21 protein-coding genes are annotated in these 13,235 nt (G+C 65.0%); 20 read left to right on the top strand and 1 reads right to left on the bottom strand.

Features of this window, described 5'->3' with window-relative positions; genetic code table 11:
• The 10 genes from V3B64_RS11985 to V3B64_RS11940 are packed head-to-tail and all read left to right on the top strand — an operon-like array spanning position 1 to position 5,097.
• Complete coding sequence (locus tag V3B64_RS11985) at positions 1–651, top strand: hypothetical protein (protein ID WP_005412416.1); 651 nt, start codon at positions 1–3, stop codon at positions 649–651.
• Between the two features lie 12 nt (positions 652–663).
• On the top strand, positions 664–2,538 hold the full coding sequence (locus V3B64_RS11980) for a DNA polymerase (protein ID WP_049417451.1): 1,875 nt from the start codon (positions 664–666) through the stop codon (positions 2,536–2,538).
• A complete protein-coding gene (locus tag V3B64_RS11975) occupies positions 2,520–2,858 on the top strand; it encodes a hypothetical protein (protein ID WP_050483582.1) in 339 nt (112 codons plus the stop codon). Before V3B64_RS11980 ends, V3B64_RS11975 begins: the two co-directional genes overlap by 19 nt.
• Positions 2,855–3,220, top strand: coding sequence for a hypothetical protein (locus tag V3B64_RS11970; RefSeq protein ID WP_005412414.1), 366 nt, complete (start codon positions 2,855–2,857; stop codon positions 3,218–3,220). The genes V3B64_RS11975 and V3B64_RS11970 overlap by 4 nt, the downstream gene beginning before the upstream one ends.
• Positions 3,221–3,248: 28 nt before the next feature.
• Positions 3,249–3,374, top strand: coding sequence for a hypothetical protein (locus V3B64_RS11965; RefSeq protein ID WP_005412413.1), 126 nt, complete (start codon positions 3,249–3,251; stop codon positions 3,372–3,374).
• Entirely contained in the window at positions 3,371–3,619 is a 249-nt protein-coding gene (locus V3B64_RS11960; protein WP_005412412.1) for a hypothetical protein, read from the top strand. Before V3B64_RS11965 ends, V3B64_RS11960 begins: the two co-directional genes overlap by 4 nt.
• Entirely contained in the window at positions 3,616–3,927 is a 312-nt protein-coding gene (locus V3B64_RS11955; RefSeq protein ID WP_005412411.1) for a hypothetical protein, read from the top strand. The genes V3B64_RS11960 and V3B64_RS11955 overlap by 4 nt, the downstream gene beginning before the upstream one ends.
• Positions 3,924–4,073 carry a hypothetical protein gene (locus V3B64_RS11950; protein ID WP_005412410.1) on the top strand — a complete coding sequence of 50 codons (150 nt, stop codon included), beginning with the start codon at positions 3,924–3,926 and terminating at the stop codon, positions 4,071–4,073. The genes V3B64_RS11955 and V3B64_RS11950 overlap by 4 nt, the downstream gene beginning before the upstream one ends.
• On the top strand, positions 4,070–4,903 hold the full coding sequence (locus V3B64_RS11945; RefSeq protein WP_004154583.1) for a hypothetical protein: 834 nt from the start codon (positions 4,070–4,072) through the stop codon (positions 4,901–4,903). The genes V3B64_RS11950 and V3B64_RS11945 overlap by 4 nt, the downstream gene beginning before the upstream one ends.
• A complete protein-coding gene (locus V3B64_RS11940) occupies positions 4,891–5,097 on the top strand; it encodes a hypothetical protein (protein ID WP_005412408.1) in 207 nt (68 codons plus the stop codon). Before V3B64_RS11945 ends, V3B64_RS11940 begins: the two co-directional genes overlap by 13 nt.
• Positions 5,098–5,122: 25 nt before the next feature.
• Here V3B64_RS11940 and V3B64_RS11935 read toward each other — a convergent pair whose 3' ends face one another.
• Complete coding sequence (locus tag V3B64_RS11935) at positions 5,123–5,431, bottom strand: hypothetical protein (protein WP_032961816.1); 309 nt, start codon at positions 5,429–5,431, stop codon at positions 5,123–5,125.
• Between the two features lie 68 nt (positions 5,432–5,499).
• Between V3B64_RS11935 and V3B64_RS11930 the strand changes: the two genes are divergently transcribed.
• The 10 genes from V3B64_RS11930 (at position 5,500) to V3B64_RS11885 (ending at position 13,219) form a co-directional block, all read left to right on the top strand.
• The gene (locus tag V3B64_RS11930; protein ID WP_004154581.1) at positions 5,500–6,036 is read left to right on the top strand and encodes an adenylate kinase; all 537 of its coding nucleotides are present in this window, start codon (positions 5,500–5,502) and stop codon (positions 6,034–6,036) included.
• A gap of 64 nt (positions 6,037–6,100) precedes the next feature.
• The gene (locus tag V3B64_RS11925) at positions 6,101–6,280 is read left to right on the top strand and encodes a hypothetical protein (RefSeq protein ID WP_005412407.1); all 180 of its coding nucleotides are present in this window, start codon (positions 6,101–6,103) and stop codon (positions 6,278–6,280) included.
• 20 nt (positions 6,281–6,300) lie between these two features.
• Positions 6,301–6,453: a hypothetical protein gene (locus tag V3B64_RS11920; RefSeq protein WP_005412406.1), complete on the top strand. Its 153-nt coding sequence runs from the start codon at positions 6,301–6,303 to the stop codon at positions 6,451–6,453.
• Positions 6,446–8,002, top strand: coding sequence for a portal protein (locus V3B64_RS11915; RefSeq protein ID WP_005412405.1), 1,557 nt, complete (start codon positions 6,446–6,448; stop codon positions 8,000–8,002). Before V3B64_RS11920 ends, V3B64_RS11915 begins: the two co-directional genes overlap by 8 nt.
• A 16-nt stretch (positions 8,003–8,018) precedes the next feature.
• The gene (locus V3B64_RS11910; RefSeq protein ID WP_004154577.1) at positions 8,019–8,162 is read left to right on the top strand and encodes a hypothetical protein; all 144 of its coding nucleotides are present in this window, start codon (positions 8,019–8,021) and stop codon (positions 8,160–8,162) included.
• On the top strand, positions 8,162–8,947 hold the full coding sequence (locus tag V3B64_RS11905; protein WP_005412404.1) for a capsid assembly protein, putative: 786 nt from the start codon (positions 8,162–8,164) through the stop codon (positions 8,945–8,947). The genes V3B64_RS11910 and V3B64_RS11905 overlap by 1 nt, the downstream gene beginning before the upstream one ends.
• Before the next feature lie 26 nt (positions 8,948–8,973).
• Complete coding sequence (locus V3B64_RS11900) at positions 8,974–9,927, top strand: phage capsid protein (RefSeq protein ID WP_005412403.1); 954 nt, start codon at positions 8,974–8,976, stop codon at positions 9,925–9,927.
• Between the two features lie 99 nt (positions 9,928–10,026).
• Positions 10,027–10,617, top strand: a complete 591-nt coding sequence (locus V3B64_RS11895) for a hypothetical protein (protein ID WP_005412402.1) — start codon at positions 10,027–10,029, stop codon at positions 10,615–10,617.
• On the top strand, positions 10,617–12,749 hold the full coding sequence (locus tag V3B64_RS11890) for a hypothetical protein (RefSeq protein ID WP_005412401.1): 2,133 nt from the start codon (positions 10,617–10,619) through the stop codon (positions 12,747–12,749). Before V3B64_RS11895 ends, V3B64_RS11890 begins: the two co-directional genes overlap by 1 nt.
• A complete protein-coding gene (locus V3B64_RS11885; RefSeq protein ID WP_005412400.1) occupies positions 12,746–13,219 on the top strand; it encodes a hypothetical protein in 474 nt (157 codons plus the stop codon). The genes V3B64_RS11890 and V3B64_RS11885 overlap by 4 nt, the downstream gene beginning before the upstream one ends.
• Positions 13,220–13,235: the final 16 nt, after the last annotated feature.

Raw genomic sequence — 13,235 nt, 5'->3', positions numbered from 1 at the left:
ATGACTGCCGAGCAACACGCTCGGTCCCTGTTCGACGTGTTGCCGGCCGAAGTCCGCCACCTGGTGATCCTGGGTGGCGGAAGCCTGCGCGCGTTCTACGACGGGACCGAAATCAAGGACATCGACTGCTTCTTCGTGTCACTGGCGAGCTACACCTACGTGGCCGCGTACCTGAGCGGCCGTAACGACTGGACCAGCGAGGCCGCTCCGAACGGCATCCGCAACTTCCGCTCGCCCGAGGGTCACCTCGTGAGCCTGATCGGCTTCGAGTTCGGTACGCCGCACGAGCACTGCGCCCGGTTCGATCTGCGGTGCTGCGCCCACGTCGCCATCTACGAACCCAGCACCGACGAGGTGGTGGTCGTATCCCTCGAAGGCGCGGTTGCCGACGCATCGGAGAAGCTGCTGTTCGTGCTGAACAACAACGGCACCGAGCGCACCATCCGCCGCATCACGCACTACGTCGAGGATTACGGCTACACGCTGCATCCCGACCAGCCCGAGCAGGACGAACTGTTCGAGGACGACGACTTCCCCGGCCACGCGCCGCAGGGCGTCCACACGCCGCCGAAGGCCCCCGAGCCGGAGTACATCCTCCGCGCCCGCCGCCGCGTCCGCGCAATCCCCGTAACCAACCACGGCTACCCGTAAGGAGGACCGCCGTTGATCCTCGTATTCGACTGCGAGACCAATGGCCTCCTCGACGAACTTGACACGATCCACTGCATTTCCCTCCAAGAGGTAGATGAGACCGGCGCACCGCGCGGTCCCATCCTGTCCGCCAACGATCACGGCACGGGCGAAATGACAGTCCGTCAGGCCGTCGAGAGGCTCAAGAAGGCCAAGCGCGTTGTCGGCCACAACATCGCCGGATTCGACATTCCGGCTATCGCCAAGGTGTTCCCGGACTTCAAGGTCCAGGCGTACTTCGACACGTTGCTGATGTCCACGCTGGTCTACCCGGACCTCAAGGACCGCGACTTCAAGGCCCGCAAGAAGCAGGGAGCGAACCCGGTGTTGCCGGGCAAGCTGATCGGCCGCCACGCCCTCGAAGCGTGGGGCTACCGCCTCGGTCGCTGGAAAGGCGACTACGCGGCGCAGATGGCCGCACGCGGCCTCGATCCCTGGGCACAGTGGTCTCAGGAAATGGACGACTACTGCGACCAGGACGTTGCGGTCACGCAAGCGCTGTTCGCGTTGCTGATGAGCAAGGGCCTCCCTACCGAGGCCATCGAGCTGGAGCAGGCCGTCGCGCCGATCCTCTCGCGTCAGCAGCGCTACGGCTACCTGTTCGATCAGGAGAAGGCGCGTGAGCTGGAGTGCATCCTCGTGTCCCGGCGCACTGCGCTGGAGGCCGAGCTGCGCAAGGTCATTCCGCCGTGGAAGGTGGTGAAGCGCAAGTTCGTACCGAAGCGCGACGACAAGCGCCGCGGTTACGTCAAGGGCGTGGAGGTCACGACCTACAAGGACGTGGTGTTCAACCCGGCAAGCCGCCAGCACATTGCTGACCGCTTGACTGCAATGTACGGCTGGCAGCCCCAGGAGTTCACCGAGAAGGGCCAGCCGAAGATCGACGAAGAAGTCCTGGGCGCGCTCAAGTTCCCGATCATCCCGCTCCTGCTGGAGCACTTCATCGTCAACAAGCGCCTCGGCCAGCTCGCCGAAGGCGACGAGGCGTGGCTCAAGGCCATCAAGAAGGACGGCCGCATCCACGGCAGCGTGAATCAGAACGCAGCGGTGACCGGCCGCATGACGCACTCGAAGCCGAACATCGCTCAGGTGCCGAAGGTCCAGCACTCGAAGGAGAAGGGAATCCTCAAGGGCCAGGAAGGCGGCTACGGATTCGAGTGCCGCTCGTTGTTCTGCGTCCCAACAGGGAAGCTCCAGGTCGGCGCGGACGCCTCGGGATTGGAGCTGCGCTGCCTGGCGCACTTCATGGCAAAGCACGACGGCGGCGAGTACGCCAAGGTCATCCTCGAAGGCGACATCCACTCCGTCAACCAATCGGCGGCAGGACTGCCAACCCGCGACAACGCCAAGACCTTCATCTACGCCTTCCTCTATGGGGCAGGCGACGCGAAGCTCGGCTCCATCGTTGGCAAGGGTCGCCAGGCCGGGGCGAAGCTCCGCTCGAAGTTCCTGGCCGGGCTGCCTGCGCTGGAGAAGCTGGTACGCGGGGTCAAGAAGCGCGCGGCCGAGAAGGGATACCTGATCGGTCTCGACGGCCGGAAGCTGCACATCCGCAGCGACCACGCCGCGCTCAATACCCTGCTCCAGTCGGCCGGTGCGCTGGTGATGAAGAAAGCCCTGGTGATCCTCGACGCCGACCTGCAAGCCGCAGGGTTGGTGCCGGGCGTCCACTACGAGTTCCTCGCCAACGTCCATGACGAGTGGCAAATCGAAGTGGACGAGGACAAGGCCGAGTTCGTGGGCAAGACCGCCCAGGCTGCCATCCGCAAGGCTGGCGATTACTTCGGCTTCCGCTGTCCGCTCGATGGCGAGTTCAAGATCGGAAGGAATTGGGCCGAGACGCACTGACCCGCGGCAAGCGGGACATTGCACTCGCCCTGGTGCGCCAAGCGAAACGCCGGGCAGCTAGGAAGGGACTGCCGTTCGACCTCACGTCGGACGACATCGTGGTCCCCGACTTCTGCCCGGCACTGGGCATCCCGCTGTACCGCGCTGTCGGGCGCAAGGCCCAAGGCCCCAACTCACCCACGCTCGACCGCATCGAACCTGACCTCGGCTACGTCCGGGGCAACGTGCGCGTGATCTCCGCACGCGCGAATCAGATCAAGTCCGACGCGACTCCCTCGGAGCTTCTGCGAGTCGCCTGTTACGTCCAAGAGAACCGATGAACCCAACCAACATCCTGCGCGCCCTCGCGGCGCTGCTGGTCGTTGCCGCGCTCGCGGCAGGCGGCTTCGCAGCCTGGAAGTACACCGCAATGGCCCAGCGCGTGACGGAGCTGGAGGAGTCGGCAAAGGAACTGGCCGACCTCAAGCAGACCGTCGAGACCCTCAACCGCGAAGCCGTGCGCCGCTCTGCCTTCGATGCAGCGCTGCGGAACGCCCGCGCCACCACCAACCGCTCTGTGGAGATTGCAGCAAATGCTGACCCGGAAACTGGCGATTACCTGTCTCGCCGCATTCCTGACGAGCTGCGCCGCGCACACCTCGAAAGTCGTGCCGGAGCAGTTCCTCCAGCCGACCGTCATTGAGGGCACGCACTCCTCACTCGACGCCGTGATGGCTGACCCGACCACCACCACCTACGACCTCTACCGCTTCGGCGGCAACGCCGAGGACGGCCTCCAGCGTTGCAACGCCGACAAGGCGAGCGCCCTGGAAGTCCTCAAGGAATCGAACCGATGAACGAGAACCGGCTTCGCGTGCATTTCATTGGCGGCCCCGCTGACGGCGATGTCCGCGTGATCGATCCGTGTACCACCTACCGCGTGGCTGTGCTCGAACACCAGCCCGAGGTTCATGCCTACAACGCCAAGTGCCCGTGCTGCACCGAGCGCATGCTGCGCCCCGTGGAGTGGAGCACCGCGACCTACTTCATCCGCCGCGTTAGCGAGAAGTGCTGGGTCGCCGTACACGAGAGCATGGTATGAAGCGCGCTCTCCTGATCCTGGCGCTGTGTGCTGGCCTCGCTGCGTGCGATATGAAGCCCTGGCCGCCGAGTGCGGACTATGGCTCGTGCCTGAAAGGGCACAGCGAGAACTCCTACATCATCATGTGGCAGTCGATGTGTACGGGGAACTCCTGCACGCAGATTCCGTACACCATCCCGACCACCGACTTCGTGTGCGACGAGCACGAGTACCCGCTCGGCGACGGCCCGGAGTACCAGGCCGGAATGAAGCGCTACGCCGCCGAGCTACAGGCGTGGTATGAGCGCTACCCGGAGAAGCGGCCATGACTTCCTACGTCACCTATCGGCCACCGCAGGCGGCCGGTTCCTGGGTCATTGGCGGCAACTTCTTCGTGCAGGTCCGGGAGCGTCCGAACTGGCTGCACCGCTGGTTCGCGCTGGCGTTCCTGGGATGGCAGTGGGTGGACGCATGAACAAGCGCGGCCCCCTGCTACTGATCGACGCCGATGTGCTGCGCTACCAGCTCGCGTTCTCGAACACCGCGAACATCGACTGGAACGGCGACGGCAACAAGGTCGAAGCGATCCAGCCCGAGCGCGCGAAGGCGAAGCTGGAGGACTACATCGACGAGATCGTCGAGAAGTTCGGCGCGCGTGATTACCTGCTGGCCCTGTCCTGCAAGAAGCACAACTTCCGCAAGGACATCGACCCAACCTACAAGCTCAACCGTGCCAGCAAGGACAAGCCTGCCCTGTGGTACGTGCTCGACGAGTTCGTCTACGACGAGTTCGGCGACAAGATCGTGGAGATCGAGAACCTGGAAGGTGACGACGTGCTGGGGCTGCTGGCCTCGCACCCGAATCCGAAGCGCGCGCCAGGCAGCCGCATCGTCGTGTCCATCGACAAGGACATGCAGACGATCCCCGGCATCCGTCTCTACAACCCCAACCGTCCCGACGTGGGCGTCCGGCCGATCTCGGCTCACGACGCTGACCTGTTCTGGATGAAGCAGGTGCTCACGGGCGACCAGGTGGATAACTACCCCGGCTTCCCCGGCATCGGCCACAAGGGCGCGGACGAGCTGCTCATGCCCATCCACGAGGCGTACCGCGATGCGTCCGTCGAGGAGCACCTCGGCGCGCTGTGGAACACCGTCGTCACCACCTACACCACCCGCATCCCCCGCGGCGGCACCGAGCCGCTGTCGAAGCACGATGCGATCCGCCAAGCACGCCTCGCGCGAATCCTGCGCTACGGCGACTACAACCCCAAGACCAAGGAAGTGAAGCTGTGGAAACCCTGATCCTGTTCATCACCATCGTCGCCGTGCTGGCCGTGCTGTTCGCCTTCGTCGCCTACGGCGCTGCCTGGCTGTGGTGGCGCAGCCTCAACACCCTCGAACGCACCCTGTACCGCTCGGCTGGCAGCGTCAAGCTGTGGCCGGCCGCTGTCGGCGTTGCTGGCGCGGCTTGGCTGATCGCCCGGTGTTTCGCCTGACGACAACCAAGCCACCTGATCCTGCTTACCGCAACTCGTCCACGTAGAACTGCTTCCAGTGTGCAATCTCTGACGGATTCCGACTTACGGGTTCTCGGCTATTGAAAACCCAAAGCTGGATCGCCTTCGGCGTAGTCAACGTTTCATACGTGCAGCTGAACTCAGTGAGCTTATCTGTGATGAGCTGCTTGGCCGCATCGTAGCGCTCTCGCTGAATTCCTTGTGCTTGCCCTGATGCCACGAGCGCATCCATCGCCTCCTGTAGGCCATAGAGCTTCTGTGCAAGCTCAGAGATTTCCGCTCCGTTTGTGTTACTCGGCGTAGAACTCGCCATACCTGTCTCCTTCCATAACGAACACGAATTGTACCCGGCTAAGGCCGGGTTTCTCTTTTGGAGTCCCCATGAAGATCATCGGAATCACCGGCCGCGCCCGCAGCGGCAAAGACACCCTGGCCGAGTTCCTGGTCAGCGACCACGGCTTCGTGAAGCTGTCCTTCGCGGCCCCGATCCGCGCCTTCGTGGCGGACATCACCGGCCTGCCGGTGTCCGCGATGGAGGACGGCCCGCTCAAGGAGGAGCCGCTCGACTGGCTCAACGGGCAGACCCCGCGCCGCCTGATGCAGACCGTGGGCACCGAGTGGGGCCGTGAAATGATCGACCGCGACCTGTGGGTCAAGGTGGTCGCGCAGAAGATCCGTCAGGCCCGCCGCGACGGCGCTGCTGGCGTCGTGGTGTCGGACGTTCGCTTCGACAACGAGGCGCAGTTCATCCGTGAGTGGGGCGGCCAGGTGGTCCAGGTGCTCCGCGACAGCGCGGCCCCGGTCTCGGCGCATGCCTCCGAGGCAGGCGTCCACGGCGACCTGATCGACACCGTGATCGACAACAACGGCCCGATCCACCGCCTGCGGATGGTCGCGGAATCGCTGGCCCGACTCTAAGGGTTTAGTGGTCATCATCGGGGGAAACGACAGTTTCCCCACCTATTCATAACCCAGGAGTTCTATGCAAATCCCTCTGCACTCCTACGACCTGATCGACCTCCTGGACGAACTGCACCCCGAAGTGATCTACGACCCCGCCAAGCCGAAGGAGGAGTTCCTGCTCCGGCAGGGCGAGCGCCGCCTGATCCTCCGGCTAAAGGCGCTGCGGAAGGTCGAGCAGATGGAGCACCGCGCCCGCTAATCATGTGCAGCAAGCCCAACATGCCGGACCAGCAGGAGAAAGACCCGATCCTGCTGACCCGCCAGGACACCCAGCCGACCGGCCACGCGGCCGATCAGCGGCGTAAGTCCAAGGTCCGACTGGACCTGAACAACGCAACGCAGTACCAAGGACTGACCATTCCGAATGGCTGACGCCAAGCAGACCTCGGCCGAGAAGCAGACGGCCGCGAAGCGCTACGGCGATCTCAAGTCCAACCGCAAAGAAGCCGAGACGCGCGCCAAGCGCTGCGCCAAGGTTACCCTGCCCCGCCTGTGGGTGGACGAGGGCGCGAAATCGCGTACCCCCGGTTCCGCCTACATCGACACCGGCCCGAAGTGCGTCAACGCCCTGGCCTCGAAGATCGTGCTGGCCTGGCTCCCGCCGAACGCCTCGGTGTTCAAGCTCGCGCCTGACCAGGCAGTCGCCGAGAACATCGCCGAGCAGGCTGGCGTGGAGACCTCCGAACTGGAGGCCGCGCTGGTGGACGTGGAGCGGGTCATCGTCAACGACCTGGAGACCAGCGGCGTCCGCCCGGTCCTCAGCGAGGCGGCCAAGCACGCCATCGTCCTCGGCAATTTCCTGCTCTACGACCCCGACGAGGGCAAGCCTAAGCTGTATCCGCTGACCTCCTACGTGACCGACCGCGACGGCCTGGGCAACGTGCTGGAGATCATCACGCTCGACAAGATCGCCCCGGCCATGCTGCCGGACTCGATCCGCGCGGCGGTGATGCAGAAGCTCGCCCAGGAACGCGACGAAAAGACCAAGAACGACGACGTGAACCTCTACACCTGGGTGCGTCGCTCGGAAGATGGCAAGGAGTGGGAAGTGGTCCAGGAGGTCGAGGGCGTCGAAGTCCCCGAGACCGTGGGCACCTACCCCATCGACGCCTGCCCGTGGATTCCCCTGTGCGCGCCGCCGTCCCTCGTGGACGACTACGGCGAGGGCTTGGTCTACGACTACGTGGGCGCGTTCGAGTCGCTGGAGGCGCTGCGCAAGGCGATCCGTAAGGGTGCCGCCGCGCTGGCGAAGATCATCATGTTCCTCAAGCCGACCTCGACGATCCGCGAGCGCCAGCTCACCGAGGCCGAGTCCGGCGCGGTGCTGCGTGGCGAGGCCAGCGACGTGACCACGCTCCAGCTCCAGAAAGCCTACGACCTGAACTTCGTGCGTCAGGAGGCCGAAGGGCTGGCGAACTCGCTGGAGCTGATCTTCGGCGTGAAGTCCGCCGTGCAGCGCCCCGGCGAGCGCGTGACCGCCTACGAAATCCGGGTGCTCACCCAGGAACTCGACGACGCCCTCAGCGGCTTCATGGCGATGTCGGGCGAGCAGCTCTTGCTGCCGCTGATCCGCCGCCGCCTGCACAAGCTCCAGAAGCAGGGTCGCCTGCCCGAGCTGCCGCAGGAACTCATCAAGCCGCGCATCACCGTTGGCATCGCCGCCCTCGGCCGCGGCCACGACCTGAACAAGCTGATCGAGTTCGGTCAGGCAGTGGATGCGCTTGTCGGCGCAGAGGAGAAGGCGCGCCGCCTCAACAGTGGCGAGGCGATCTCCCGACTGGCCGCCGCTTCCGACATTTCCACCAAGGGCCTGATCCGCTCCGACGACGAGCTTGCTGCCGAGCAGCAGGACGCCTCGGCGCAGGAGGCGATGGTCCGTGCCGCTCCGAATATCGCCTCAGCGATGACCCAAACCCCGTAACCCCGAGAAGGACGCAATGTCGAACGAAACCACCGAGAAGCCCGCCAAGCCGACCAAGGAAGCCCCGAAGGCTCCGAGCGTCGAGCGTAAGGGCAAGGCCGAGATCACCCGCAAGACGAACGGCCTGGTCATCGTCAACTACAAGCCCGAGGACAAGTAATGTCGCAGCCGGGCAAGTCCGAAGTGACCGTCAGCCTTGACGGCATCAACGGCCAGCCGACCCCAGGTCAGCAGCCGCCGCAGAACTCCCAGGACACCCAGCAGCCCGCACCGGGCGCGCAGGGTGGCACCGATGGCGAGCGCCTGTTCGGCGGCAAGTACAAGACCGTGGAGGAGCTGGAAGCCGCCTACGCACAACTGAGCACGCCAGCCGACGACAAGGGTGGCAAGGGCGGCCCCGCGACCATCGACGACGCCACCGCGGATGACGCGCGTGACGCCTTGGCGCGGGCTGGCCTGAACCTGGACGACTTCGCCACCGAGTTCAACTCGAACGGCTCGCTGTCCGAGGAGAGCTACAAGAAGCTCCAGGACGCGGGCTATCCGAAGGAGCTGGTGGACGTGTACGTCGATGGCCTGCGCGCTCGCGTGCAGACCTACGAGAACGCCGTCTACTCGCCCGCAGGTGGCAAGGCCGGTTACGACGGCCTGGTCCAGTGGGCTAAGACCAACCTGAGCGCCGAGCAGAAGCGGGCGTTCAACGAAGCGGTGCAGTCCGGCGACGCCGGCCGCGCAGCGCTGGCAGTCCAGGGCCTCGTCGCCCTCCGTGGCGGCAACGGCCGCCTTCTGAATGGCAAGACCGCATCGAACGCCGATGCAGGCCCCAAGCCGTTCCAGTCGCAGGCGCAGGTCGTCGAAGCGATGCGCGATGTGCGCTACCACCGTGATCCGGCTTACCGCGCGGAAGTCTCCGCCCGCCTGGCCGTGTCGCCGCTGTTCAAGTAATCCACTCAACCTCAAGCAAGGACTAAATGTCGGACGCAATCCCCTCCCGCCTGGGTCAAGCCCAGGCCAACGGCGACGCCTGGGCGCTGTTCAAGCAGAACTACACTGCTGAAACCATCACCAGCTTCGTCGAGAACTACAAGCTGGACGGCCGCGTGTCGGTGCGCAACATCGAGAGCGGCAAGTCCGCCTCGTTCCCGAACGTCGGCACCATCGGCTCCGAGTACCATGTGCCGGGCACCGAGATCAAGGGCCTGGTGGTCGAGCACAACGAGACCATCATCACCCTCGATCCGATGCTGATCTCGCACGCCTTCATCGCCAACATCGACGAGGCGATGAACCACTACGACGTGCGTTCCGAGTACACCCGTCAGCAGGGTGCGGAGCTGGCGCTCAAGCGCATGCAGAACGAGCTGCGCTGCGCGATCCTGGCCGCTCGTACCACCGAAGGCAAGGTCGAAGGCCAGCCGGGTGGTGCCATCATCAAGGCCGCCACGATGGCCTCCGATCCGACCGTGCTGGCCGATGCGTTCCGCAACGCCCGCATGCTGTTCGACGAGAAGCTGCTGCCGGACAACCCGCAGGAGTTCACTGGCGCACTGGCCCCGGCTCAGTGGTATCTGCTGACCGAGAACAAGGACTTGATCGACCGCGACATCAACGCGGAATCGAACGGCTCCTACGGCCAGGCGATCATTTCCTCGGTCGCCCGCATCCCGCTGGTGAAGATCAACGCGATGCCGCGTGTCGATGAGTCGGCCCTGGCCTCGATCCCGGCCAAGTACCGCGGCAACTTCGCGGACACCGTGGGCGTGATCTTCCACCGCTCGGCGGTCGGCACCCTCAAGCTGCTGGACCTGTCCCTGGAGGACGTGTACCAGGGCGAGAAGCAGGGCACCCTGATGCTGGCGAAGTACGCGCTGGGTCACGGCATCCTGGCTCCGCGCGGTGCCATCGAGCTGTCGAAGGCCCCGTAAGCAATACCGCGCCGTTGGGCAAATCCCGCGGCGCTTCAATCTCTCTCCATCTACGGGGGACATCCACATGGGTGTCCCCCGTTTTTTTGCCCCGAATCCATGAACCTCGAACTCACTCCGACCACGGAACTCGAAGCCGTCAATGTGCTGCTCGGTGCTATCGGCGAAGCGCCGATCAGCGACCTCGAAGCGCTCGGCAACCTGTACGCCTCGCAGGCGCGCGACACCCTCCGCGCGGTGAGCCGCGAGGTCCAAACCGCTGGCTGGTGGTTCAACACCAGCGAGTCGTTCACCTTCACGCTCAACGCGGAAGGCAAGGTGCTGCCGCCGCAGTCGATCCTCAAGCTCGTCCCCGCACGCGGAAGCGAGCCGCTGGTGATCCGAGGCACGCGCCTCATCAACCCGCTCACCCTCGCCGACACGTTCTCGTCGGCCCCCACCGCCGACTTCGTGACCTGGTTCCTCGCCTACGAGGAGCTGCCCGAGTCGGCCCGCCGCTACATCGCCGTGCGCGCTGCGCGTCTGTTCCAGACGAGCGTGCTGGGTAGCGACCAGCTCTACGTGTTCACCGAGAAGCACGAGGAGGAGGCATACCTCATCTTCGCGCAGGAGCACGCCGACTTCACCTACGCCCGCGGCCACAACTTCCTCAGTGGCTCGACGGACGTGTCTGATATTTGGGACCGCTGATGCCGCTAATCACGGGGGACTATCCCTCGTTCCTGGGAGGCGAGTCGCAGCAGGACGATACCGTCCGCTCGCCGAACCAGCTCACCAAGGCGATCAACGCCTGGCTGCATGCCGCAATGGGCGCTGGCAAGCGCCCGCCCGCCGAGTTCGTTGCTGGCCTTGGCGTCACCCTCGATCACGACTGTGCCTTCCACTCCATCGTCCGCGATGAGAACGAGCGCTACATCGTCGCCGTGGGTCACCGCAGCATCCGCGTGTTCGACCACGAGACCGGCAAGGAATACACCGTCAACGCCACGGGCGACGCGCTCAACTACCTGGACACCCAGGGACAGCGTGCGTGGTCGTGCTTCGCGCTGGCGACGTTCTCCGACACCACCTTCATCGTCAACCGGCTGGTAGACGTGAAGCAGAGCGATGAGCTGTCGCCCGGTTCGCTGTACGGATCGGCGCAAACGATGTCCGACCTGCCGAAGCCCGGCGACAAAGGCTCGGCCGTTGTGCCGACCGGCGCGATCTACAACATCATCGGCTCGTCCGAATCGCAATTCGACGACTACTACGTCCAGAAGCAGTCCTCCTCGGTCTACCTGGAGGTCGCCCGGCCGGGCATCAAGCACCGCTTCGATGCCAAGACGATGCCGCACATCCTCAAGCGCATCCCCGATCCAGTGCATGCGGACGGCTTTTGGTTCTCCTTCGGTGGACCGGAGTGGACCGCGCGCCTCGCGGGTGACGAGCAAAGCAACCCGTTCCCGTCCATCGACGGCCAGCGCATCCGCGAGGTGTTCAAGCACCGGGACCGCCTAGGCTTCCTGGCCGGGGAGAACGTGCTGATGTCCGAGGTCTCCGATCCGTTCAACCTCTGGCGCACTTCGGTGACCCAGGTGCTCGACGCCGACCCCATCGACGTGAGCGTCAGCGGGTCTAACGGCGTCACCACGCTCTACCACGCAGTCCCGTTCCAGTCGGCCCTGTTCCTTGCCGCTGCGGGCGGCCAGTTCCTCCTGACCGCCGAGCCGTACCTGGCCGCCAAGAACGTCAAGAGCGATCCGGTCAACAGCTACAGCAGCTCGCCGTACATCCGGCCGAAGCTGATGGGCGAGTCGCTGTACTTCACCGAGGACAGCGGCGCATACGCCAGCGTGCGCGAATACTTCATCGACGACCTGTCGGTGACCGGCGACGCCGCCGACGTGACGGCGCATGTGCCCAAGCTGATGCCGGGCCGCATGCGAGCGATGGCGAGCGCAAGTGGTGCCGACTGCGTGTTCTTCGCTCCTGACGAGCCGACCGACGCGCAGCTCTACGTCTACTTCGTCCGCTGGATCGGCGACGAGAAGCAGCAGTCCGCATGGACGCGCTGGTCAATCTCCGGCGTCGGTCGCATCGTCCACATGCACGCCATCAACGACGTGCTGTACGCCGTCGCGGAAGCCCCAGGCGGCGGCTGCGAGCTGCTCAAGTTCCGCATGGTGCTCAACCAGCACGACACGGATGCCACGGGCGACTACAACTTCCTGCTCGACCGCATGCTGGTGGTGCAGCCCACCTATCAGCAGTTCGGCAACGAGACCTGGATCGACCTGCCCTACATCGTGCCCGATGGCATGACGGTCACCGTCCTCAAGACGGACGACTGGCAAGACCCCGGCGCGTACCTGGACATCACCAAGGCGCGCTGGGACAACGCCCGCACCCGCCTTGCGCTCCCCGGTAACCACACCGAGGGCCGCGTGGTCGTCGGCATGGACTACGAGCACCGCCTCACCCTGACCAAGCCCATCGTTCGCGGTGGGCAGAACCAGGCCGTGCTGGTGGGCCGCACGCAGGTGCGTGACATCGAGGTCGCCTACAAGGATGGCGCGTACTTCGAGCTGGAGGTCGAGCAGCACGGCAATGGCCGCGTCGAGACCTACGTGGCGTCGCACTCCGGTGCGTACACCGCGCGCGTCCTCAACGACTCGGTGTTCCGCACCAGCGCCCCGACGTTCCACTCCGGCTCTCGCCGGTTCCCCGTGCTGGGCGACGCCAACAGCGTCCGCATGCACCTCGTCAACCGCCTGCCGTTCCAGTGCTGGTTCCAGTCAGCACAGTGGCGCGGCATGTTCGTCTCCCGCAGCCGAGTATGACCCTGACCTATCGAAGCCCCACCGCCAGCGACATCCTCCACGTCGCCGAGAACATGCGGCAGGAGGACATCCTGGAGGTGGCGGCTTCGCATGGTCACACCCCGCTCCAGGCGCTCGCATTTGCAGTGACCGCGAGCGACCGCAGTTTCGCCGCGATGCACGACGGTTCCCCCGTGTGCATCTTCGGCTTCAGCCAGCACGCCGAGGGTATCGCCTCGGTTTGGCTGCTGGGCACCGACGCCCTGGTGGCTCCCACGTTCTGCCGCACGTTCCTCCGAGAAGCTCGGCGGATCAGCGACGAGTGGTCGGCCACCTTCGGCACCATCTTCAACTTCGTCGATGTCCACGCCGTCACCACGCGGCGATGGCTCGGCTGGCTTGGCTTCCGCGAGAGCGGCGTCGAGTCCGCCTACGGCTTCGCCAAGACACCCTTCGTCCGAGTAACCAAGACCCCATGTGCAACCCCGTAGCAGTCCAGGTCGGTAT

The sequence above is a fragment of the Stenotrophomonas sp. SMYL86 genome (assembly GCF_036320025.1).
GTDB lineage: Bacteria > Pseudomonadota > Gammaproteobacteria > Xanthomonadales > Xanthomonadaceae > Stenotrophomonas > Stenotrophomonas maltophilia_A.
The sequence above is the reverse complement of the archived record's forward strand: the minus strand, read 5'-3'. Positions and strand labels throughout refer to the sequence as shown.

Coding starts and splice junctions, on each gene's coding strand:
- V3B64_RS11925 (WP_005412407.1), top strand. CDS start 6,101: ATGCAAATCCCTCTGCACTCCTACGACCTGATCGACCTCCTGGACGAA.
- V3B64_RS11950 (WP_005412410.1), top strand. CDS start 3,924: ATGACTTCCTACGTCACCTATCGGCCACCGCAGGCGGCCGGTTCCTGG.
- V3B64_RS11965 (WP_005412413.1), top strand. CDS start 3,249: ATGGCTGACCCGACCACCACCACCTACGACCTCTACCGCTTCGGCGGC.
- V3B64_RS11920 (WP_005412406.1), top strand. CDS start 6,301: ATGCCGGACCAGCAGGAGAAAGACCCGATCCTGCTGACCCGCCAGGAC.
- V3B64_RS11955 (WP_005412411.1), top strand. CDS start 3,616: ATGAAGCGCGCTCTCCTGATCCTGGCGCTGTGTGCTGGCCTCGCTGCG.
- V3B64_RS11945 (WP_004154583.1), top strand. CDS start 4,070: ATGAACAAGCGCGGCCCCCTGCTACTGATCGACGCCGATGTGCTGCGC.
- V3B64_RS11935 (WP_032961816.1), bottom strand. CDS start 5,431: ATGGCGAGTTCTACGCCGAGTAACACAAACGGAGCGGAAATCTCTGAG.
- V3B64_RS11890 (WP_005412401.1), top strand. CDS start 10,617: ATGCCGCTAATCACGGGGGACTATCCCTCGTTCCTGGGAGGCGAGTCG.
- V3B64_RS11985 (WP_005412416.1), top strand. CDS start 1: ATGACTGCCGAGCAACACGCTCGGTCCCTGTTCGACGTGTTGCCGGCC.
- V3B64_RS11895 (WP_005412402.1), top strand. CDS start 10,027: ATGAACCTCGAACTCACTCCGACCACGGAACTCGAAGCCGTCAATGTG.
- V3B64_RS11885 (WP_005412400.1), top strand. CDS start 12,746: ATGACCCTGACCTATCGAAGCCCCACCGCCAGCGACATCCTCCACGTC.
- V3B64_RS11910 (WP_004154577.1), top strand. CDS start 8,019: ATGTCGAACGAAACCACCGAGAAGCCCGCCAAGCCGACCAAGGAAGCC.
- V3B64_RS11970 (WP_005412414.1), top strand. CDS start 2,855: ATGAACCCAACCAACATCCTGCGCGCCCTCGCGGCGCTGCTGGTCGTT.
- V3B64_RS11930 (WP_004154581.1), top strand. CDS start 5,500: ATGAAGATCATCGGAATCACCGGCCGCGCCCGCAGCGGCAAAGACACC.
- V3B64_RS11915 (WP_005412405.1), top strand. CDS start 6,446: ATGGCTGACGCCAAGCAGACCTCGGCCGAGAAGCAGACGGCCGCGAAG.
- V3B64_RS11960 (WP_005412412.1), top strand. CDS start 3,371: ATGAACGAGAACCGGCTTCGCGTGCATTTCATTGGCGGCCCCGCTGAC.
- V3B64_RS11905 (WP_005412404.1), top strand. CDS start 8,162: ATGTCGCAGCCGGGCAAGTCCGAAGTGACCGTCAGCCTTGACGGCATC.
- V3B64_RS11900 (WP_005412403.1), top strand. CDS start 8,974: ATGTCGGACGCAATCCCCTCCCGCCTGGGTCAAGCCCAGGCCAACGGC.